Annotated in this window: 19 protein-coding genes and 1 tRNA gene; 8 read left to right on the forward strand and 12 right to left on the reverse strand. The window is 65.5% G+C overall.

Annotated features, from left to right (window positions below; translation table 11 throughout):
* Nucleotides 1-22 precede the first annotated feature (22 nt).
* Entirely contained in the window at nucleotides 23-940 is a 918-nt protein-coding gene (gene argF, locus AC1DW9_RS06495; protein ID WP_113516795.1) for an ornithine carbamoyltransferase, read from the forward strand.
* Nucleotides 940-1,947 (forward strand): Hsp33 family molecular chaperone, encoded by a 1,008-nt coding sequence (locus AC1DW9_RS06500; RefSeq protein WP_441491936.1) that lies wholly within the window; start codon nucleotides 940-942, stop codon nucleotides 1,945-1,947. The genes argF and AC1DW9_RS06500 overlap by 1 nt, the downstream gene beginning before the upstream one ends.
* Before the next feature lie 33 nt (nucleotides 1,948-1,980).
* Here AC1DW9_RS06500 and AC1DW9_RS06505 read toward each other — a convergent pair whose 3' ends face one another.
* The 5 genes from AC1DW9_RS06505 to apaG form a co-directional block, all read right to left on the reverse strand.
* Nucleotides 1,981-2,124: a DUF2474 domain-containing protein gene (locus tag AC1DW9_RS06505; protein WP_113516794.1), complete on the reverse strand. Its 144-nt coding sequence runs from the start codon at nucleotides 2,122-2,124 to the stop codon at nucleotides 1,981-1,983.
* A complete protein-coding gene (gene cydB, locus AC1DW9_RS06510) occupies nucleotides 2,124-3,131 on the reverse strand; it encodes a cytochrome d ubiquinol oxidase subunit II (RefSeq protein WP_476775089.1) in 1,008 nt (335 codons plus the stop codon). The genes AC1DW9_RS06505 and cydB overlap by 1 nt, the downstream gene beginning before the upstream one ends.
* A gap of 5 nt (nucleotides 3,132-3,136) precedes the next feature.
* A complete protein-coding gene (locus tag AC1DW9_RS06515; RefSeq protein WP_441505028.1) occupies nucleotides 3,137-4,570 on the reverse strand; it encodes a cytochrome ubiquinol oxidase subunit I in 1,434 nt (477 codons plus the stop codon).
* 422 nt (nucleotides 4,571-4,992) lie between these two features.
* Entirely contained in the window at nucleotides 4,993-6,168 is a 1,176-nt protein-coding gene (gene argE / locus AC1DW9_RS06520; RefSeq protein ID WP_476775090.1) for an acetylornithine deacetylase, read from the reverse strand.
* Nucleotides 6,165-6,557, reverse strand: a complete 393-nt coding sequence (apaG, locus tag AC1DW9_RS06525) for a Co2+/Mg2+ efflux protein ApaG (RefSeq protein WP_069878462.1) — start codon at nucleotides 6,555-6,557, stop codon at nucleotides 6,165-6,167. The genes argE and apaG overlap by 4 nt, the downstream gene beginning before the upstream one ends.
* A gap of 249 nt (nucleotides 6,558-6,806) precedes the next feature.
* Between apaG and AC1DW9_RS06530 the strand changes: the two genes are divergently transcribed.
* Entirely contained in the window at nucleotides 6,807-7,895 is a 1,089-nt protein-coding gene (locus tag AC1DW9_RS06530; protein WP_441478534.1) for a 2'-deoxycytidine 5'-triphosphate deaminase, read from the forward strand.
* Nucleotides 7,896-8,001: 106 nt separating this feature from the next.
* Nucleotides 8,002-8,076: transfer RNA gene (locus AC1DW9_RS06535), tRNA-Gly, on the forward strand.
* Between the two features lie 121 nt (nucleotides 8,077-8,197).
* Here AC1DW9_RS06535 and AC1DW9_RS06540 read toward each other — a convergent pair.
* A complete protein-coding gene (locus tag AC1DW9_RS06540) occupies nucleotides 8,198-9,400 on the reverse strand; it encodes a BaiN/RdsA family NAD(P)/FAD-dependent oxidoreductase (RefSeq protein WP_476775129.1) in 1,203 nt (400 codons plus the stop codon).
* 325 nt (nucleotides 9,401-9,725) lie between these two features.
* On the opposite strand from AC1DW9_RS06540, the gene AC1DW9_RS06545 reads away from it, so the two are divergent.
* Both AC1DW9_RS06545 and AC1DW9_RS06550 read left to right on the forward strand, forming a co-directional pair.
* On the forward strand, nucleotides 9,726-9,902 hold the full coding sequence (locus AC1DW9_RS06545; RefSeq protein ID WP_441491941.1) for a hypothetical protein: 177 nt from the start codon (nucleotides 9,726-9,728) through the stop codon (nucleotides 9,900-9,902).
* Between the two features lie 32 nt (nucleotides 9,903-9,934).
* Entirely contained in the window at nucleotides 9,935-10,528 is a 594-nt protein-coding gene (locus tag AC1DW9_RS06550) for an SCO family protein (RefSeq protein WP_441505120.1), read from the forward strand.
* A 172-nt stretch (nucleotides 10,529-10,700) separates the two neighbouring features.
* On the opposite strand, the gene AC1DW9_RS06555 is transcribed toward AC1DW9_RS06550, so the two are convergent.
* The 6 genes from AC1DW9_RS06555 to AC1DW9_RS06580 form a co-directional block, all read right to left on the reverse strand.
* On the reverse strand, nucleotides 10,701-11,765 hold the full coding sequence (locus AC1DW9_RS06555; protein WP_476853296.1) for an ABC transporter ATP-binding protein: 1,065 nt from the start codon (nucleotides 11,763-11,765) through the stop codon (nucleotides 10,701-10,703).
* A 15-nt stretch (nucleotides 11,766-11,780) separates the two neighbouring features.
* Nucleotides 11,781-13,982, reverse strand: coding sequence for an ABC transporter permease (locus tag AC1DW9_RS06560; protein WP_476775092.1), 2,202 nt, complete (start codon nucleotides 13,980-13,982; stop codon nucleotides 11,781-11,783).
* Nucleotides 13,983-14,016: 34 nt separating this feature from the next.
* Complete coding sequence (locus tag AC1DW9_RS06565) at nucleotides 14,017-15,057, reverse strand: ABC transporter substrate-binding protein (RefSeq protein ID WP_441491944.1); 1,041 nt, start codon at nucleotides 15,055-15,057, stop codon at nucleotides 14,017-14,019.
* A gap of 69 nt (nucleotides 15,058-15,126) precedes the next feature.
* The gene (locus tag AC1DW9_RS06570; RefSeq protein WP_476775093.1) at nucleotides 15,127-15,927 is read right to left on the reverse strand and encodes an inositol monophosphatase family protein; all 801 of its coding nucleotides are present in this window, start codon (nucleotides 15,925-15,927) and stop codon (nucleotides 15,127-15,129) included.
* Between the two features lie 2 nt (nucleotides 15,928-15,929).
* On the reverse strand, nucleotides 15,930-16,928 hold the full coding sequence (gene iolG / locus AC1DW9_RS06575) for an inositol 2-dehydrogenase (protein ID WP_476775094.1): 999 nt from the start codon (nucleotides 16,926-16,928) through the stop codon (nucleotides 15,930-15,932).
* Between the two features lie 40 nt (nucleotides 16,929-16,968).
* The gene (locus AC1DW9_RS06580) at nucleotides 16,969-17,769 is read right to left on the reverse strand and encodes an SDR family oxidoreductase (RefSeq protein ID WP_476775095.1); all 801 of its coding nucleotides are present in this window, start codon (nucleotides 17,767-17,769) and stop codon (nucleotides 16,969-16,971) included.
* Nucleotides 17,770-17,883: 114 nt separating this feature from the next.
* Between AC1DW9_RS06580 and AC1DW9_RS06585 the strand changes: the two genes are divergently transcribed.
* Both AC1DW9_RS06585 and AC1DW9_RS06590 read left to right on the forward strand, forming a co-directional pair.
* Nucleotides 17,884-18,750 carry a MurR/RpiR family transcriptional regulator gene (locus AC1DW9_RS06585; RefSeq protein ID WP_476775096.1) on the forward strand — a complete coding sequence of 289 codons (867 nt, stop codon included), beginning with the start codon at nucleotides 17,884-17,886 and terminating at the stop codon, nucleotides 18,748-18,750.
* A gap of 19 nt (nucleotides 18,751-18,769) precedes the next feature.
* Nucleotides 18,770-20,674 carry a bifunctional 5-dehydro-2-deoxygluconokinase/5-dehydro-2-deoxyphosphogluconate aldolase gene (locus AC1DW9_RS06590; protein ID WP_476775097.1) on the forward strand — a complete coding sequence of 635 codons (1,905 nt, stop codon included), beginning with the start codon at nucleotides 18,770-18,772 and terminating at the stop codon, nucleotides 20,672-20,674.
* Nucleotides 20,675-20,680 lie beyond the last annotated feature (6 nt).

Here is a 20,680-nt window from a genome sequence, read left to right on the forward strand (position 1 = left end):
TTTTTTGAAGGAAGCGCCGACGATGCGCCATTTCCTCGATCTTTCCGATTTCTCCAGCGACCAGCTCCGCGCCATCCTGCGCGCGGGCGAGGAGATGAAGGCCCGCCGCCGCACGCCGGCGGCAGCCTCCGACCGCCTGCTCGAAGGCAAGGTCATCGCCATGATCTTCGAACAGCCTTCCCTGCGGACCCGCGTCTCCTTCGACGTCGGCATCCGCGAACTTGGCGGCTCGCCGATGATGGTGACGGGGCAGGAGATCGAGCTCGGCGAGCGCGAGACCATTGCCGATACCGCCCGCGTGCTGTCGCGCTATGTCGACGCCATCATGATCCGCATGCTCGACCATGATTCCGTGGTCGAGATGGCGAAATATGCCACCGTGCCGGTCATCAACGGGCTGACCAAGCGCCAGCATCCCTGCCAGGTCATGGCCGACGTCATGACCTTCGAGGAGCGCAGGGGGCCGATCACCGGCAAGCGCATCGCCTGGACAGGCGACACGAACAATGTCCTGACCTCCTGGGTGCACGCGGCCGGGCGGCTCGATTTCGAGCTTGCGATCGCGACGCCGGAAGAGCTGTCGCCCCCGCCGGCCCTGATCGACTGGGCTCGCAAGCAGGGCGCCAAGATCCGGCTGACCAGCCGGCCCGAAGCCGCGGTCGAGGGCGCAGATTGCGTCATCACCGATTGCTGGGTCTCGATGGGGGACGAGGAAGGCACGCGCCACAATCTGCTGCGCCCCTACCAGGTCGACGAGCGCCTGCTCGGTCGCGCCGAAAAGGATGCGATCTTCATGCACTGCCTGCCGGCGAGCCGCGGCGAGGAAGTCACCGATGCGGTCATGGACGGCCCGCAATCGGCCGTCTTCGACGAAGCCGAGAACCGGCTGCATGCGCAAAAGGGCATCCTGGCCTGGTGCTTTGGCGGCGTCGCAGCCTGATGGCCGTCGCTGACACCCCCTCGGAGACGGCGGCGCTAGACGATCGGGTCGTGCCGTTCACGGTCCCGGACCTCGACATTCGCGGCCGGGTCGTACGGCTCGGCGCCTCGATCGACACAGTCCTCGAGCGTCACAACTATCCGGAGCCGGTCTCGCGCGTCCTTGGCGAAGCAGCCGCGCTTACCGTTCTGCTCGGCACCGCACTTAAATTCGAAGGCCGTTTCCAGCTCCAGACCAAGAGCGACGGGCCGATCTCCATGCTGGTGGTCGATTTCAACGCGCCCGACAATTATCGCGCCGTCGCGCATTACGACGAGGCGCGGCTACAGCAGGCGGTCGCTGAGGGCACGTTGAGCACGGGCGATCTGCTCGGCAAGGGCCATCTCGGCCTGACGGTCGATCAGGGCTCGCAGTCGACGCGCTATCAGGGCGTGGTCGCGCTCGAACATCAGAGCCTCGAAGACGCGGCGCACCAGTACTTCAAGCAGTCCGAACAGATTCCGAGCCGGGTGCGGCTCGGCGTCGGCAGCGTCGTCACAGGCGCGGGACGGCAATGGCGAGCTGGCGGGCTGATCGTGCAGTTCATGCCGACCTCGCCCGACCGGCTACGCGCCGCCGACATCCATCCGGGCGATGCCCCGCAGGGGCACGAGATCCTGGCCAGCGACCACCCCGACGGGATCGCCGACGATGCCTGGGCCGAGGCCCGCTCGCTGGTCGAGACGGTCGAGGACCACGAACTGCTCGACCCGATGCTGGAAAGCGAGCGGCTGCTCTATCGCCTGTTCCACGAGCGTGGCGCACGCGTCTTCGAGCCGGTGATCGTGCATGAATCCTGCCGCTGCTCGCGTGAGCGCGTGCTCGGCATGCTGCGCGGCTTTTCCGCCGAGGACCGCCGGGCCATGGTCGCCGATGACGGCACGCTCGCCGTCACCTGCGAATTCTGCTCGCGGCGCTATGATTTCGACCCGACCGAGGTCGAGGCGGGGCTGAACACCTCGCCCTGACGCTGCCGCGATTCTCGCTCCGGCGCTGTTCTCTCAGAGCGACAGCCCGGCGGCCTTCATCAGAAGACGGAAGCCGAGGGCAACGACGCCGAGCGAGAGCACGCTTGCGCCCCAGATCAGGACGAGCCAGCCGAAGCGGCTGAGCCAGGACTTGCGAGGGGCAGTGACCGGCTCCATCAGTGGTAGCCCTCCCCCGCCTTCACCTTGCCGCGAAACACGTAATAGGACCACGCGGTGTAGGCGAGGATGATCGGGATGATAAAGAGCGCCCCGACCAGGGTGAAGCCCAGGCTCTGCGGCGGAGCCGCTGCCGCGCGGATCGAGATGTCGGGCGGGATGATGTTGGGCCAGAGGCTGATCGCAAGGCCGCTATAGCCGAGGAAGAGCAGCACCAGCGACAGCAGGAAGGGCGCTGCATGCGGCGACCGCTTCAGCACCGACAGGATCAGCGCGGCCGTCGCGAAGACAAGGATGGGGACGGGCGCGAAGAAGAACAGGTTCGGCAGCGTGAACCAGCGTTCCGCCACGCGCTGATGCAGCCATGGCGTCCACAGGCTGACAAGCACGATGGCGACGAGCAGGGCGATGACGATCGGGCGGGCGAGCGCGATCATGCGCTGCTGCAGCTGTTCCTCCGTCTTCATGATCAGCCAGGTGCTGCCCAGCAACGCATAGGCCACGAGAAGACCAAGGCCGGTGAACAGGCTGAACGGTGTCAGCCAGTCGAGCGCGCCGCCGGCAAAGGCGCCGTCGCGCACCACAAAGCCATTGATGAAGGCGCCGAGCGACACGCCCTGGAAATAGGTGGCGATGTAGGAGCCCCAGGCAAAGGCCTTGTCCCAGAACGGCTTGTGCGCCTCATCGGCCTTGAAGCGGAACTCGAAGGCGACGCCGCGCCAGATCAGCCCGGCCAGCATCAGGACGAGCGGAAGATAAAGCGCGCTGAGGATCACGGCATAGGCGAGCGGGAAAGCGGCCATCAGCGCTGCGCCACCCAGCACCAGCCAGGTTTCATTGCCATCCCAGACCGGCGCCACCGTGTTGACCATGGTGTCGCGATCCTCCCGCCCCTTCACGAAGGGAAACAGGATCCCGATGCCGAGGTCGAAACCGTCCATGATCACATACATCATCAGGCCGAAGCCGATGATCACCGCCCAGATGATCGGAAGATCGATACCCATCTCGCTCACGCTCCCTTGCCGGCGCCGCTGGGGGCATCGAGGTGATCCGGCGCGGCCGAGAGCGGCCGGGCCGGGCGTTGATTCAAGAGCTCATCGCCATGGGCTTCCGGCTCCGGGCCGTGGCTCTCTGGACCATGTCCCACCAGCTTCAGCATGTAGCTGACACCGGTTCCGAAGACCGCGATGTACATGACGATGAAGACGATCAGCGTCGCCGACAGCGCCAGTGCCGAGTGGTTGGAGACTGCGTCCTTCGTTCGCATCACGCCATAGACGATCCAGGGCTGACGACCGATCTCCGTCGTGAACCAGCCTGCGAGGATGGCGACCAGCCCCGACGGCCCCATCAGCAAGGCAAAGCGCAGGAACAGCTTCGACTCGTACAATCCTCCGCGCCAGCGCAGCCAGACGCTCCAGAGGCCGAGCGCCAGCATGAGGAAGCCGAGGCCGACCATGATGCGGAAGCTCCAGAACACGATGGTCGAATTGGGCCGGTCCTCGGGAGCGAACTCCTTCAGGCCCTGAATCTGGCCATTCCAGTCATGGGTCAGGATCAGGCTTCCCAGGCGGGGGATTTCGAGCTTGTAGCGCGTTGTCTCGGCCGCCATGTCGGGCCAACCGAACAGCACCAGCGGCACGCCCTCGCCGGGTTTGTTCTCCCAGTGTCCTTCCATCGCGGCGATCTTGGCCGGCTGATATTTGAGCGTGTTCAGGCCATGCGCATCGCCAACGGCAACCTGCAGCGGCGCGACGACCAGCAGCATCCACATCGCCATCGACAGCATCGTCCTGATCGCCGGCGTGTTGCGGCCGCGCAGCAGATGCCAGGCGCCGGAGGCGGCGACGAACAGCGCCGTCGCGAGAAAGGCGGCGATGGTCATATGCACGAGACGATAGGGGAAGGACGGGTTGAAGATGACCTTCAGCCAGTCGACCGGGATGACCCGACCGTCGATGATCTCGAAGCCCTGCGGCGTCTGCATCCAGCTGTTGGAGGCAAGAATCCAGGTCGCAGAGACGAGCGTGCCCAGCGCGACCATGATCGTCGCGAAGAAATGCAGGCCAGGTCCGACCTTGTTCCAGCCGAACAGCATGACGCCGAGGAAGCCGGCCTCGAGGAAGAACGCGGTCAGCACCTCATAGGTGAGGAGCGGCCCGGTGACGCTGCCGGCAAAGGAGGAGAAATAGCTCCAGTTCGTGCCGAACTGGTAGGCCATGACCAGCCCGGAGACGACGCCCATGGCAAAGTTCACGGCAAAGATCGTCGACCAGAAATGGTAGAGGTCGCGATAGACGGTGTCGCGCTTCCACAGCCACAGGCCTTCCAGCACGGCGAGATAGCTCGCGAGCCCGATCGTGATCGCCGGGAAGACGATGTGGAACGAGATGGTGAAGCCGAACTGGATGCGGGCCAGCTCGAGTGCGGTCAGACCGAACATCTCAGCTCCTCACCCATGCCGCTGCCGAGGCAGGTTTCCCGCAGGCGAGCGCCGAGATTGACGCGTTTTCCATCGCTTCACCAGAGTTCGGCGAGCAATGGATTATCGCTCGCTACATCCAATCAATGTCTGCATACATTATTCCTAAGCGTATGCATTTTCCAGTGAAGCGTGCCGCGCGCAAGCGAGGCAAGACAGCGCAGGCGTCCCTGCACGGGCGACTGCGCTGCGACGTGTACGGCGTTATGCGAGCAAGTTCAGCACGGGCAAGACGACGCACCTCGCCCGGATGGTGCGCCCGGGGCGCGCCGAACGGCAGAACATCGGGCTGCGCGGCTGGCTGGGCAGACCTCACCCCCAACGCACCGAGGCGACGCTCGCCCCGGCTGCCTGCCGTCACCGATGCGGGGGCTCAGAGCCTCTCAGCTCCGGCAGCTCTCCATCAGATCGCGCATGAATGTCTCGCCGGCGGCGAGCTGCTCGAGCGTGATGAACTCGTCAGGCTGATGCGCCTGATCGATCGAGCCGGGGCCGCAGACGACCGTCGGCAGGCCGGCGCGCTGAAAATGTCCGGCCTCGGTCGCATAGGGCACGGCAATCGTGCTGTTGCGGCCGGCAAGCCGCATGGCGAGGGTCTCGGCGGTCGAGCCGGCATCGGGCGCAAGACCCGGCACATCCGATGTCATCACGGTCGTGATCGTCGAGGACGGCGCGGTCCGGTGCATGCGCGCGAGCACCGTCTCGGCATAGGCGGCGAAGCGATGCGGCACCTCGTCGGGGTCCGAACCCGGCAACGTACGCACCTCCCAGCCAAGCTCGCAGCGATCGGCCAGGATGTTGCGGGCGATTCCGCCATGGAGCTTGCCGACATGGACCGTGTCGTAGGGCGGATCGAAGCGATCTGCCGGGTCGGCCCGTTCCATCAGCTCCTGCGCCATCCGGTCAAGCTCGGCGGCGAGCAACGCCCCGGCATGGACGGCGCTGGCGCCGAGATGCGGCTTAGAGGAATGGGCGGCGAAGCCGGTGACGATCGTGTTGAAGGTGCGGATGCCCTTATGGGCGTCGGCAATTTCGAGCGAGGTCGGCTCGCCGACGATGACAGCGCGCGGCAGCGGCAGGTCGCGCCCCATGCGGGCAATGCCGTCCACCACGCCGAGGCAGGTAAGTTCCTCGTCATAGGACAGGAAGAGATGGATCGGCGTCGTCAGCCTGGCGGCCAGGAATTCCGGCACGAGGGCCAGTCCCAGCGCCACAAAACCCTTCATGTCGACGGCGCCTCGACCATAGGCCCTGCCATCGGCAATGCGCAGGGTGAAGGGGTCGCTCGACCAGGCCTGCCCCGCGACGGGCACGACATCGGTGTGGCCGGACAGGACGATGCCGCCACGATCGGCCGGGCCAATTGTGGCGAAAAGCGCAGCCTTGTCGCCCTCGGCATTGGGAATCCGGATCGAGGACACACCCCAACTCTCGAGATAGTCCGCAACGAAGGCGATGAGATCGAGATTGGACTTGGCGCTCACCGTGTCGAAGGCGACGAGGCGCGACAGCATTTCGAGCGGCGTGTAGCGCCGCGCGGCCGTGGTCGGAATGGTCAATGCAGAACCTTCTTCACATAGGGGGAATCGAGCGGAAACAGCGGCACCTCGACATCGAAGACCACACCATCCTCGCCCAGCATGGCGTAATAGCCACGCATCGAGCCGTCGGGCGTCATCAGCGGGCAGCCCGAGGTGTAGCTGAAGCTCTCGCCCGGCCGCAGCACCGGCTGCTTGCCGACGACGCCATCGCCGCGCACTTCATGGACCTCACCACGGCCATCGGTGATGAACCAGTGGCGGGTCATCAACTGCACGGTCTGTCGCGACTGGTTCACGATCTCGATCGTATAGGCCCAGAAATAGCGACCCTGCTCATGGGCGGATTCCCGTTCCATGAACTCGGGAACGGCGGTCACGCGCACGCCTCGGGTTTGCGCCTGATACATGCTCAGCGGCTCCGTGCCGTTGCGGTTCGCCGGCGGGCGGAATTGGGCCGGGAACGACGTCCCTGTTATGAACCGGCCGGCGGCAGCGTCAATCCCGAAGCCGCGCTGGCCAGTCCTGCGTCCGGCCCGGCGCGGCGGCGGGCAGAATGATTCCCGCATGGACAACCGCCCCGAAAACGGGCGATAGGACTGGCCCGCCTGGCCCTCATGCCAGGCTTCGCTAGCTCAGGCTGAACAGGTCCGACGCTCATGCTGCCCTTCCTGCCCGGCATCCAGCCCGACAGCCGCATCCGTGCCTTCATCGAAGAAGGTGTGATCAAGCTCGCGCGGCCGCCCGCAGAGGGCCAGATCCAGCCGGCCAGCCTCGACCTCAGGCTGGGCGACAAGGCCTATCGCGTCCGCGCCAGTTTTCTGCCCGGCCCGGGATCGACCGTCGCACGGCGGCTCGACCAGCTCGCCCTGCATGAGATCGACCTGACCAGGGGTGCTGTGCTCGAGACCGGCTGCGTCTATGTCGCCGAGCTGATGGAAGGGCTGGCGCTGCCCCAGGGCCTGCGCGCCGCGGCGAACCCGAAGAGCTCGACAGGACGGCTCGATGTCTTCACCCGCGTCATCACCGACCGGGCGCGCGAGTTCGATCTGGTCGAGGAAGGCTATGAGGGCCCGCTCTTCATCGAGATCTCGCCGCGCACCTTCCCCGTCCTGGTGCGCTCCGGCTCGCGGCTCTCGCAGATCCGCTTCCGCGCCGGCGATGCCCGGCTCGACGACCGGACGTTGGGCGAATTGCACGAGCGCGAGACCCTGGTCAGCGCGGCCACTCCCTCCTTCCAGAGCGGCGTTGCCGTCAGCGTCGATCTCGCCGGCTTCGACGGCCTCGTCGGCTATCGCGGCAAGCGCCATACCGCGCTCGTCGATGTCGACCGCGTCGGCGCCTATCGCGTCGCCGATTTCTGGGAGCCGATCCAGGCGGACGCCTCGCGCTCCCTGATCCTCGATCCGGACCAGTTCTATATCCTGGCTTCGAAGGAGGCGGTGCATGTGCCCCCGGACTATGCCGTCGAGATGACGCCGTTCGATGCGCTCGTCGGCGAGTTCCGCGTCCACTATGCTGGCTTCTTCGACCCCGGCTTCGGCCATGGCGGCGCCGGGGGCAAGGGCGCGCGCGCCGTTCTCGAGGTCCGCTCGCGCGACGTGCCCTTCATCATCGAGGACGGCCAGATCGTCGGTCGGCTGGTCTACGAGCACATGGCAGCACGCCCGGACGCCCTCTATGGCGCCGACCTGAAATCGAACTATCAGGGTCAGGCGCTCAAGCTCTCGAAGCATTTTCGCGACTGAGTGGATCGCAGGCTCCCATCCCGCACGATTGCCGGATGACACCCGCGCAGGAAGCCGCTATGAGATTCGTGTCCTCGCCGTTGATCTGCGGTCGCTGCGAGCGCATGCGGGCGTAGTTCAGTGGTAGARCGTCAGCTTCCCAAGCTGAATGTCGTCGGTTCGATCCCGATCGCCCGCTCCAAACCCTTTTTACGACAATTTGTTAGCGCGCTGTTTTTCGAGCAGAGCCGGTCGTTCGAACCCTCCGGCATGGCCTGGCTGGGAACGCTGGCGAGCATCTTAAATCGCGCCGCGCAGGCATCTCAGCCGGTGCGTTCGGCGATAGCGGTCCCTGCGGCCCAGCCTGATGACCACGCCCATTGGAAGTTGTAGCCGCCAAGCCAGCCCGTGACGTCAACCACTTCACCGATGAAGTACAGGCCCTCGACTGCCCTTGCCTCCATCGTCCGTGACTTCAGTCCGGACGTATCGACACCACCGAGCGTCACCTCCGCGGTCCGGTATCCTTCCGATCCGATGGGCATGACGTCCCAGCCCTGAATGGTCGAAGCGATCGCGGCCAGCTTCTTGTCGCTTGCGTCGCCGATGGGTCCCGTCCAACCATGGGCATCTGCGAGATAGGCGGCCAATCGCTTCGGCAGAATATCACCAAGCGTATTTGCGATGCTTCTGCGGCCGTTTTCCTGTTTGGAAGCGCGCAAGTCGGCGAACACGTCCTGCGTGGGCAGGAACGCGATCCTGATCGGCTCCTTCTCGCGCCAGTACGACGAGATCTGCAGAATCGCGGGGCCGGACAGCCCGCGATGCGTGAACAGCATCGCCTCATCGAATGTGGTCTTGCCGCACGAGACCCGCGCATCCGCGGCGACGCCGGCAATCTCGCGAAACCCGGCAAGGACATCTTCACCGAAAGTCAGCGGCACCAGGGCCGGGCGCGTTTCCGTCACCGCCAAACCAAACCGGCCGGCAATCTGATAGCCAAGGCTGGATGCCCCCATTTTCGGGATGGATTTTCCTCCGGATGCGACGACAAAATGCCGGCACCGAATTTTTGCAGCCCCATCGCCGGCAAGCGTGATCGCAAAGCCGTCATCTGCCCGCTCAAGGCTTTCCAGTGTGGTTCTGAGGCGCAATTCGCATACCGCGCGCGCCATCTCATCCATCAGCATTGCGATGATATCCTTGGCGGAATCATCGCAGAAGAGCTGCCCGAGCGTCTTTTCGTGATAGGCAATGCCGTGTTTTTCGACCAACGCAACGAAATCATGCTGCGTGTATCGGCCAAGCGCAGATTTTGCGAAATGTGGGTTGTTCGACAGAAAATTCCGCGCGCTCGTGCCGATATTGGTGAAGTTGCAGCGACCCCCGCCTGAAATGCGGATTTTTTCGCCGGGTGCTTTGGCCTGATCGACGATGAGAACACGCCCGCCGCGTGATGCGGCATGGATCGCGCACATCATTCCAGCGGCACCCGCGCCCAGGATGACAGTGTCGAAACGCTCAATTGGCATCGAATGCTGCTAGCCCCAGACCAGCCCTGACGGGCATTGCGCGGCATTTCGGATGACATCGCGCTACACTCGGCTTCGGGTAGATGATCCAGGACCGTCCATCAACAGATGCGACGGGAAACGAGCGTTCTATCGCGGCCCGGCAATCCTGTCGGCCTATCCGCCTGGGAGCGAGGAAGAGAGATTCGACGTCATAGAACTGCTCCCCAAGCCCAATACCGCCCGTTCGATCCCGATCGCCCGCTCTCGTCTCCTTGCACTCCCCCTGCGTCACGGTTGCCGCTTCCGGCCTCAGCCTGGCACGGCTATGCTCCCGGTCATGACGCAATCGGACCAGACAGCCGCCGAGCATGAGGCCGAGGCCTCGCGGACCGGGCTATGGCTGCTCGGCGGCGGCGCTTTTGCGCTGCTGCTGACCGGACTGCTGCTCTGGTGGCGCGAGGGCGACCGGCTCTTCACCGACGGCCTCATCGCCGCCATCGTTGCCTGTTTCTGAGGCGCCCCTGCGCCGTCCGAGTTTTTTCGAGGATCCCTGTGAACCGTCGCCTCATCCTGCCTCTCGTGGTCTTCCTGGCCGGCGCAGTCGCCCTGGCGGCTGCCGCGATCCTGACTTTCAGCCCGGTGCGTCAGGGCCAGAGCGCGACCTCGAGTGTCGGCGGCCCCTTCACGCTGACGACGGCTGAAGGCAAGCCGCTGACCGACGTCGATCTGCGCGGCGCACCCTTCCTCGTCTTCTTCGGCTTCACCCATTGCCCCGATATCTGCCCGACCAAGCTCTTCGAGATTTCCGAGACCCTGCGCGCCGCCGGCCCCAAGGGCGAAAAGCTGCGCGCGCTGTTCATCAGCGTCGACCCTGAGCGTGACACGCCGGAGGTGCTGAAGAGCTATCTTGGCAGCTTCGACCCGCGCATCGTCGGCCTGACCGGCGACCGCGCCGCGATCGACGCCACGATCAAGGCCTATCGTGCCTACTCCAAGAAGGTGCCGCTCAAGGAAGGCGATTACACAATGGATCACACCGCGCTCGTCTATCTCATGGACAAGAAGGGCGGTTTCGTCGGCGCCTTCAATATCGAGCGGCCGCCGGCGGAAGCGGCGGCGGAATGGCTCAGGCATCTGTGAGGCTGCGATAGCGCGCAATCCGCGCGCCTTTGGTTCGTCTTGCTCGCGCCCCGAGGGGATAGCACCGGCGCCCCCACGGACCACGGGTGAGGCCGAAGCGAGCAGGAAGCCGGCGGGCAAGCCGCGCGGGGCCTCTGCTCCGCTGAATCGACAGGAGCGGCGCGCTTTCCGCTCAGCTCTGGGGAATGAGCGTGACGCCCGAATTTGCAAAGGAGAGCCCGACCTCGCTGCCATAGGGCAGCAGATCGCGCCCACCCGGCTGGACGACGAAGAGCTCGCCGACCTCGGTCTCGATCATCAGATCAAGGTGGTTGCCGAGATAGGCGCATTTGCGGACGGTGCCGCGCAGACCCGGCCCGGAGGCAGGTCCCATCAACAGGCTTTCGGGCCGGATCGCCGCCCGGGCCGGCCCGGCCACGAGGCCACGCGCCGGCAATGTCACCTTTGCGGAGCCGATCATCACATCGGCGATGCCTTCGGACACCTCCGCGATCGTGACTGCGACCATGTTGGCATCGCCGATGAAGTCGGCGACGAAGGGGTTGGCCGGCTCCTCATAGAGTTCGCGGGGCGAGCCCTCCTGCGCGATCCGGGCATTCGACATCACGATGATGCGGTCGGAGACGGCGAGCGCCTCCTCCTGGTCATGGGTGACATAGGCAACCGTCAGATTGAGGCTCTGCTGCAGCTCGCGGATCTCCTCCCGCACCTTGCGGCGCAGCTTGGCGTCGAGATTCGACAATGGTTCGTCGAAGAGCAGCACCTGCGGCTCGAGCACCAGCGCGCGCGCCACGGCGACGCGTTGCTGCTGTCCGCCCGAGAGCTCGGACGGGTAGCGCTTCTCAAAACCCTTGAGGCCGACGAGGGCGAGCTTGGTCAGCGCCATGTCCTGCGCCTCGGCCTTCGGGAGCCCCTTCACCAGCGGCCCGTAGGCGGCATTCTCCAGCACGCTCATATGCGGAAACAGCGCATAGGACTGGAAGACCATGCTGACGTCACGGTCGGCAGCCGAGAGCCGCGTGACATCCTTGCCGCCGATCAGGACCTGGCCTTCGCTCGCGATCTCAAGTCCGGCGATCATGCGCAAGGTCGTGGTCTTGCCGCAGCCGGAGGGGCCGAGCAGGGTCACCAGCTTTCCCGGCTCGATCGTGAAGCTGATATTGTCGACGGCAGTCACCGCGCCATAGCGCATGCTGACATTGCGGAATTCGACTGAGGCAGGTCCCGCCTTGGCCATGAGAGGTGCTGCTCCTTACTTGACGGGCTGTGCGGCGGATGTGGCGAGCGGGATCGCGCTGCGCCGTCCGAGCTTGCGCTCGCCGACGCCGAGCTGGATCAGGGCGATACCAACGGCCATGACCACGATCAGCACCGAGGAATAGGCAATGGCGAGCCCGAACTCGCCGGCCTCGACGCGCCCGACGATATAGGCCGTCGCCAGGTTGTACTCGGCGGAGACCAGGAAGATCACCGCGCTGACCGAGGTGATGCTGCGCACGAAGCTATAGACCAACGCGGAGACGAGCGCAGGGCGCAGCAAGGGCAGCACCACGCGCCAGAGCGTGGTGAAGCTGCGTGCCCGCAAGGTGATCGAAGCCTCGTCCAGGCTCTTGTCGATCTGCGACAAGCCGGCGATGCCGGAACGGACGCCGACGGGCATGTTCCGGAAGACGAAGGCGATGATCAGGATCAGCCCGGTCCCAGTGATCTCGACCGGCGGCACGTTGAAGGCGAGGATATAGGCGACGCCGAGCACCGTGCCGGGGATGGCGAAGCTCAGCATGGTGGTGAATTCGAGCACGTGGCGGCCGCGGAACTGCTGCCGCATCAACAGATAGGCGGTGAGCAGGCCGAGCACCGCCGTCAGCGGGGCCGAGATCGCCGCGACCTTCAGCGTCGTGAACAGCGAATCCCACGCCGCACCCTCGAAGAATATTCCACGGCTGAAATCGATGGCGAAACCGGTGCGGTAATGCTCCAGCGTCGGCGTGTGGTCGCGGCCCATGGTCTTCACGAAACCACCCATCAGGATGATCACGTAGATCACGAAGGTCAGCGCCACCCAGGGCACGATCACCAGTGCGGAGACGAAGGTGACCGGCTTCGGCAGTTTTGCCGGCAGGCCGGAATCACCCTTGCCGGTGACGGTCGTATAGGATTTGCCGCCGAGCCAGCGCTGCTGGACCCAGAAGGCGCCGAGCGTGAAGACGAGGAGCACCATCGCGAGCACCGCCGCCTGCCCCTGATTATGAGCGGCGCCGACCACGGCGAAGAAGATCTTGGTCGACAGCACCTCGAAATTGCCGCCGAGCACCAGCGGATTGCCGAAATCGGCCATGCTCTCGACGAAGCCGAGCAGGAAGGCATTGGCGAGGCCGGGCTTGAGCAGCGGCCAGGTCACCGTTCGGAAGGTCGCCCAGCGCTTGGCGCCCAGCGTCTGCGAGGCCTCCTCCAGGCTGGGGCTGATGCCCTGCACGACCCCGATCAGGACGAGGAATGCGATCGGCGCGAAGGCCAGGACCTGCGCCAGCAGCACGCCGGGCAGCCCGTAGATCCAGCGCGAGCGCGGAATCGAAAACCAGTCATAGAGCAGCCCGGAGACCACGCCGGAGCGGCCGAAGAGCAAAATCAGCGCGAGACCGATGACGAAGGGCGGCGTGATGATCGGCAACACGGTGAGCGCGCGCATCACACGTTTGCCGGGCATGCGCGTCCGCAGCACGAGCAGCGCGCAGGCAAGCCCGAGCAGCGTCGTGATGACGCCGGTCAGCACGGCAAGGATCAGCGTGTTCCAGGCGACGCCGCAATTGGTGTTCGCGGTGACGCAGCCAAGTCCCCAGATCGAGGAATCGAACAGGCGCGCGACGAAGATGCCCGGCGCGAAGGCGCCGGCCTGATCGACAAGCGCGCTTTGCAGGATCGTCGCCACCGGGAAGAAGATGAAGAGCCCGATCAGCAGGACGATGATGCCGATCGAGCTGGTGGTGAAGATGTCGCCCCGGCAGAAGCCGCGATAGGCGAGCCCATGACAGAGCAGCAGCAGGAGCGAAAGCACCGTCAGGAAGGCGCCGAAGCCCATGCCGCCCTGAGCCGCGCCGTTGCCGCCGAGCAACGCTGCGAGCCAGGGGATACCCTGGCCCTGCAGCGTGATGGCAAAGCCCTGCGCGAAGAACAGGACCATGCCGGTCAGCCCCGCCCAGATCAGCGTCCTGCCGACCGCAGCACTCTCGCTGCGGCCGAGCAGCAGCGTCACGGCCAGCAGCGCCACGCCAACCGGCAGCAGCCAGGGGGCCGTTCCGGACAGGGCCAGCGCGAGCGCCGTGCCGACCTTGCCGAACGGATACCCCGCGAGCCAGCCGAACTGGCTGAGACTGACGCCGTCAGGCAGGTACCAGGGAATGACCGCATAGCCGAGCCAGCCGAGCAGCAGGACGAGCCGTGTCGCAGGACGCATCGCAGGGGATCTCTTCAGAGCGCTGGACGGAAAATTACTTCGGCAGCGCCTTGACCTCCTTGTCCCACTTCGTCAGCAGCCGCGTCCGCTCCGCGGACGAGCCGTATTTGACGAAGTCGTAGTCGATCATCTTCATCTCGGACATCTTCGGCGCCTGCGGAGGCACCGTCGAGTTCTTGTTGGAGGGGACCTGATAGGACTTGGCGGGAGCCGCCAGCGCCTGAGCCGCCGGGGTCAGCGCCCAGTCATAGAACTTCTTGGCGTTGTCGAGATTGCGCGCGCCCTTGATGATCGACATCGAGCCGATTTCGTAGCCGGTGCCCTCGCAAGGCGCGACCGCCTTGATCGGATCTCCCTGGACCGCGAAGACGACCGCGTCGTGGATGAAGACGATGCCGACGGCGGTTTCGCCGAGGCTCGCGGCCTTGGCGGGGGCGGCGCCCGACTTGGTGTACTGGCTGACGTTCTTGTGCAGCTTCTTGAGATAGTCGAAGCCCTTCTCCTCGCCCATCAGCTGGACCACGGTCGCAAGCAGGTTATAGGCCGTTCCCGAGGAGTTCGGATCGGCGACCTGGACGTCGTCCTTGAGCTTCGGATCAAGCAGGTCAGCCCAGCATTTCGGCTCGTTCAGGCCCTTCTGCTTGATCTGCTGGGTGTTGAAGCCGAAGCCGAGAGCGCCGGCGTAAATGCCGACGGAGCGCTTCTGAGCCGCCTTCCACTGCGACAGCGCCCAGTCGTGAAGGTCCTTGTTGACCGGCGATTCATATTCGAGGGTCAGCCCTTCCTCGGCAGCCTGGAGATGGGGGTCACCCGTGCCACCCCACCAGATATCGCCGCGCGGATTGGCCGATTCCGCCTTGAGCTGGGCATAGATCTCGCCCGCCGATTTGCGGGTCATCGCGACCTTGATCCCCGTATCGCGCTCGAACGCGGTCGACATGGCGCGGCACCATTCCTCCTGGACGCCGCAATACATGACGAGTGCACCCTGGGCCTGTGCGGGGGCCGCCGCAAAAGCAGCCCCGCTGGCCAGCGCTGCCAGGACCCCGGTCCGGAGCCATTGAAATCCCTGCATGTCATCCTCCCGTTACGTGTCGTTCTTGGTCTTGTTATTGGCTTGATAGTGACGTGTTGCCGGCAAAGATCAATCGCTCGCCTGCCGGCTCCCGATCTGCGTGACCTGTTCGAGTTCGCGGCGAAGCCCCGGCGTGCAGCACAGGATCGGGTTGCCTTTGGCAATACCGTCCCCGCTGAAGAAATCGCTGACATAGGCGCCGGCTTCGGCTGCGATCACGACACCGGCCGCAACATCCCATGCGTTGATGTGGAGTTCGGCATAGGCCTCCGTCCGGCCATTCGCGACATGGGCCAGGCCGAGCGCGCCGGAGCCACCGCGCTTCACCGAGGCGCCTGCGGCGTAGCCACGCCCGATCATCGCGACATAGCGTTCGGCCGGGATGCGCGTCGACCAGCCCAGTTCGACATAGGCGCGCTTGATATCGGTCTGCCCCGACACCTTGATCGCCTCGCCATTCAGGGTCGCGCCTTGCCCCTTGCGTCCGACATAGATCTCGCCCAGCGCCGGCGCAGAGAGAATGCCGATTTCGGGAACGCCGTTCAGCAGAAAACCGATCGAGATGCACCAGTTGCGGTCGCCGCGGGCGAAATTCGAGGTGCCGTCGATCGGGTCGATGATCCAGACCGCGTCCGAGGCTTCGCCGCCACCCTCTTCGCCGATGATCGCATCCTGCGGGAACATCACGGCAAGGCGCTGCCGCAGGAAATCCTCGACAGCACCATCGGCGACGGTGAGCCAGTCCTGGGCGCCCTTCATGGTGACGCCAAGGCTTTCGCTCTTGTTGAAATAGTCGAGCGCCATGAAGCCGGCCTGCTGGACGAGGCCCAGCACGGCATATTGGCGCAGATCGAGTTCAGCGGGCGTCATGTTCAGATCGCCCCGAGATCGACAGCGACCGGCTTGCCGCTGCGAGCGGATTCGGTCGCCGCATCGGCCAGGATCTGTGCCTTCAGGCCATCTTCTCCGGAGGGCAGGGGCGCCGTCTTGCCCTTCAGGGCGGCGACGAAGGCATCGAGTTCGGCGCGATAGGCGGCGGCATAACGCTCGAGGAAGAAATTCTGCACCGGGTCAGCCCGGAAGCCGGCGCCGGTTGCGATCTCGACCGTGGTCTCGTGGATATTGCCGGCCCGCAGCATGCCCTTCGAGCCATGGACTTCGATGCGTTGGTCGTAGCCATAGCTGGCGCGGCGCGAATTCGAGATCTGCGCGATCTTGCCTGACGCCGTGCGCATCAGAACCGCAGCCGTATCGACATCGCCGGCCTGCCCGATCGCCGGATCGACCAGCGCCGAACCGAGCGCGAAGACCTCGACGGGCTCTTCGGCGAGGAGGAAGCGGGCCATGTCGAAATCATGGATCATCATGTCGCGGAACAGGCCGCCCGAGCGCTTGACATAGTCGACCGGCGGCGGCGAGGGGTCGCGCGAGATCACGCTGACGATCTCGATCGCGCCCGCCTCTCCGGCCCGCAGGCGGTTCTGGAGCGCAGCGAAACTCGGGTCGAAGCGCCGGTTGAAGCCGATCATCAGCGGCCTGCCGGTCTTGGCGACGGTCTTGAGGCATGCCCTGATGCGCTCGGCGTCGAGATCGACCGGCTTTTCGCAGAACACCGCCTTGCCGGAGGCGACGGCGGCCTCGATCAGATCGGCATGGGTGTCGGTCGGCGTGCAGATCAGGACCGCATCGAGCGTCGTGTCGGCGAGAATCGCGTCGAGACTGGCAACTGTCGCGCCGGTCTCGGCTGCCAGCGAGGCCGCCGCATCCGCAAAGGCGTCCGCAACCGAAACCAGCGTCGCGTCCTTGCGCGCCGCAAGGTTCAACCCATGAATGCGTCCGATCCGGCCCGCACCCAGCAATCCCATGCGCATCGTCATATGTCCTGTCGTCAAGGCTGTGGCTGCGGCAGGGTTACTGCCGCGCTCCAAGAATCGTCTGGTCGAAATCGATGTTCGAGCCAGTCATCAGACCAGATTCGGCCGAGGCCAGATAGGCGACGGCGCGGGCGACCTCTTGCGGGTCGAGCAGGCGGCCGAAGGGCTGGCTCGCGGCAGCCTGATCGAGCCAGCCATCCTGCGCGTCATGGCGCAACCGCATGATCGCGTCTTCGCCCGGCGTCGCCATCCAGCCGATATTCAGTCCATTGACCCGGATACGGTGCGGCAGGAGCCCGAAGGCGGCGTTGCGGGTCAGCGTCGCCAGCGCCCCCTTGGAGACGCTGTAGGCGCTCAGGAATGGCTGGCCGCCATGCGCTGACATCGACTGGATGTTGACGATGGCGCCCGCGATCCCGAGCCGGCACATCAGCTCGGCGGCGCCCTGGATCAGAAAGAACGGCGCACGCAGATTGACCGCCATGATGCGCTCATAGAGCTCGGGCGTCGTCTCCAGGATGGAGCCGCGCTCCGTGTCGCCGGCGGCGTTCACCAGGATGTCGAGACGACCGAACGCCGCCTCGGCGGCCGGAACGATTGACTTGACCTGATCGAGATCGGAAAGATCGGCGGCGTGGAAACGAACATCGCAGCCAGCATTGCGAAGATCGCGGGCAACGGCCTCGCCGCGCTCGCGATTGCGGCCGGTCAGCAGCAGGGAAGCAATCCCGCGCGCCTGGAACTCGCGGGCGACGGCTTCGCCAAGCCCCTGGCTGCCTCCGGTCACGATGGCGGCCTTGCCGGTCAGATCCCGACCGAATTCGTTCTTCCCTGACACCTGACGCCACGCTCCCCAGCGAAATTTTGATATGAATGGATTGTCTTTGTCTGATTTTGGAATAAACATTCCGCCGATCAGCGCTTGAAGTCAAGGCGCTTTAACGGAACCGGCATGTCATCAGGATCACAGCCTCAGCCCACGGACAGGCCGGAATTCGACCGTTTCGTCGCTTTGCTGCGGGAACGGCGGCCATCCCTGCCGAAGCGACTGAAGCAAGTCGCGGATCATGCGCTTGCCCATCTCGACGACATGGCCTTCGGCTCCACCGCGCAGATCGCGGAAAAGGCCGGCGTGCAGGCCTCGACGCTGGTGCGTTTCGCACAGGCGCTCGACTATTCCGGCTTTAGCGAACTCCAGGAGGTGTTTCGCTCGCGACTGCGCCGGCATGCCGCCGATCACCGCGCGCGCCTGGCAGCCCTGCGAACGGCAGGAACAGGCTCGGGGGGCGGCGCAGCCCTGCTCGACGGCTTCATTCAGGCGAGCGAAGCGTCGCTTGCCCAGCTCAGGGCGGCTGTCAGGCCCGACCAGCTGGAAGAGGCGGCTGCCTTGCTGGCCAGGGCGCAAACCATCGTCCTCGTCGGCGTGCGACGCATGTTCCCGGTGGTGTCCTACCTCGCCTATGCCTTCGGCAAGCTCGGCATCAGGGCGGTGCTGGTCGACCATGTCGGCGGCCTCGGCCAGGAGCAGGCCGCCTTGGCCGGCCCAGCCGACGCCATTCTGGCGATCAGTTGCGCGCCCTACACCACTGCCACGGTCGAGATCGCTGCCGCCGCCCATCAGCGCGGCATCCCGGTGTTGGCCCTGACCGACAGCCCGCTCAGCCCGCTCGCCGAAAACTGTGATCTCTGGCTCGATGTCGCGGAGGCGGATTTCGGCGCATTCCGCTCGATGGCGGCCAGCTTCACCCTGGCGATGGCGCTCGCGGTCGCTACTGCCGAACACGCCGGCGTCAGCGCCGATCCCGATCTCGCAGGTTAGTGCGGAAGGCCGAAGCTCCATGCCCGTCGCCCCTCAGCTCGACGTCATCACGATTGGCCGCTCCTCGGTCGATCTCTACGGCCAGCAAATCGGCGGCCGGCTTGAAGACATGGGCAGCTTCCTCAAGGCGGTCGGTGGCTGCCCGACCAATATCGCAATCGGCACCGCCCGCCTGGGCCTCAAATCGGCCGTGATCACCCGTGTCGGCGACGAGCAGATGGGCCGCTTCATCCGCGAACAGCTGGAGCGGGAGGGCGTCGAGACGAGCGGCGTGATCACCGACCCCAAGCGGCTGACCGCACTCGTCATCCTCGGCGTCCGCGACGAGAAGACCTTCCCGCTGATCTTCTACCGCACCGACTGTGCCGACGCCGCATTGCAGGAAAGCGAGATCGACGAGGCCTTCATTTCCTCCGCCAGGGCGATCGTCGTCACCGGCACGCATTTCGCCATTCCCAACGCCGCCGCGGCTCAGAAGAAGGCGATCGCGCTCGCCCGCAAGCATGGCCGCAAGGTCGTGTTCGATGTCGACTATCGGCCCAATCTCTGGGGACTTGCCGGGCACCAGGCCGGTGAGGAGCGCTATATCCGCTCCGAGACGGTGACCGAGCATCTCCAGGCGATCCTGCCCGATTGCGACCTGATCGTCGGCACGGAGGAAGAGCTCCACGCCGCCGGCGGCTCGGAGGATACGCTTCAGGCCATCCGCACGATCCGGTCCCTGAGCGCCGCGACGATCGTTTGCAAGCGCGGGCCGATGGGCTGCGTGGTATTTCCCGGCGCGATCCCCGCCTCGCTCGAAGACGGAATCAAGGGCCCCGGCTTTCCGGTCGAGGTCTACAACGTGCTCGGCGCCGGCGACGCCTTCATGTCCGGCTTCCTGCGCGGCTGGCTGCGCGACGAGCCGCTTGCGACCTGCTGCGCCTTTGCCAATGCCTGCGGCGCCTTCGCCGTCTCCAGGCTGCTGTGCTCGCCGGAAAGCCCGACCTTCCCCGAGCTGCAATATTTCCTTGCTCATGGTTCGCCGCACCGGGCGCTGCGCCGGGACGCCGAGATCAACCATGTGCATTGGGCGACGACGCGCCTGCCGCAGCCCGCGGGCGTGATGGCGCTCGCCATCGATCATCGGGCGCAGCTCGAGGAGATGGCCGACGCGGCAGGCGTGCCGCAGGAGCGGATCACCCATTTCAAGACGCTTGCGGTGAAGGCGGCCGCCCGGGTCGCCGAAGGACGCCCTGGCTTTGGCATGCTGGTCGACGGCATCCATGGCCGCGAAGCCCTGTTCCGGGCGGAGGATCACGGCTTCTGGATCGCCCGCCCCCTCGAACTCCCCGGCTCGCGCCCACTCGCGCTGGAGACCGACGCGACAGGGTCTCTCGGCGCCACCCTGGCCGAGTGGCCGGTCAGCCATGTCGCCAAATGCCTGTGCTTCTACCATCCGGATGACCCCGAGGCTCTCAGGAGTGCGCAGGAGCAGGTACTGAAGCGCGTCGCCCTCGCCTGTCGACAGGTCGGGCGGGAATTGCTGGTCGAGATCATTGCCTCGAAGCACGGACCGGTTGCTGACGACACGGTTGCTCGGGTGATGACGCGACTCTACGCCATCGGCATCAAGCCCGACTGGTGGAAGCTCGAGGGCCAGCCCTCCCCGGCTGCATGGCGCGAGATCGATGCGGTCATCGCGGGCCATGACCCCTATTGCCGCGGCGTGTTGCTGCTCGGGCTCGACGCGCCGGAAGAGACGGTCGCGCAGGCCTTCCGGGCAGCGCAGGGCTCGGCATCGGTCAAGGGATTCGCCGTCGGCCGCACGATTTTCGGTGAAGCGGCGCGCGGCTGGCTTGCCGGCGGACTCGACGATGAGGCCGCAACGACGATGATGGCAGAACGCTTCGCCAGGCTGGTCGCAGCCTGGCAGGAACGCTGAGGAACT

This window comes from Allobosea sp. P4_E12, assembly GCF_056401655.1.